The 770-nt window shown below is 70.6% G+C and carries 1 protein-coding gene; it reads right to left on the reverse strand.

The genetic code is table 11. The annotated features are described in order from the left end of the window. On the reverse strand, window positions 1-770 hold a 770-nt coding region (locus tag TN53_RS41345; RefSeq protein ID WP_046264041.1), incomplete at both ends, for a tetratricopeptide repeat protein.

The following is a 770-nucleotide window of genomic DNA, read 5'->3' on the forward strand; positions in this document are numbered from 1 at the left end:
GGGTGAGGGTGGGGGGTGGTGGGGCGGTGTCCGTTGCGTTGGCGTCGGCCTGTGCTGCGGCGGCCTCTTCGGTGGCGCCGGCCTGGGTGTAGGAGTCGGCTGCCTGGAGCCATGCGGCGCGAGCGTCGGCGGGGCGGTGGGCTGCTTCGTGGGCGCGGGCGAGGTTTCCGAGGGTCTCGCCTGCCCGGTACCAGTTAGCGGCCTCTTGGTGGAGTTGTGCGGCTTTGTCGTACGACGTGATGGCCTCCTCCACCCGACCCGCCAGCTCCAGGGCGATGCCGAGGTTGTTCCACGCCATGGCCTCACGATGGCGGTCCCCGGTGGCCTGGTGCAGGTCGCGGGCACGGATGTGCGCCTCGACCGCCTCCTCCACCCGGCCCACCTTCTGCAGGGCGATGCCGAGGTTGTTCCACGCCATGGCCTCACGCCGGCGATCCCCGGTGGTCTGGTGCAGGTCGCGGGCACGGATGTGCGCCTCGACCGCCTCCTCCACCCGGCCTATCTGCTCCAGGGCGAGGCCGAGGTTGTTCCACGCCATGACCTCACCGAGACTGTCCCCGGTGGCCTGGTACAGGTCGCGGGCGCGGGTCTGGGCCTCGACCGCCTCCTCCATCCGGCCCGCCTCCCGCAGGGAGAGGCCTAGGTTGTTCCACGCCATGGCCTCACCGCTTCTGTCCCCGGCACGGTGGGCGGCCTCCCGCGCGACATCCGAGACAGTGATCCAGTCATCGAAGTACCGCCGCCAGTCCAGATACTCCGCCAGACACAGA

This window comes from Streptomyces sp. WM6386, assembly GCF_000972385.1.
Taxonomy (GTDB): Bacteria; Actinomycetota; Actinomycetes; order Streptomycetales; family Streptomycetaceae; genus Streptomyces.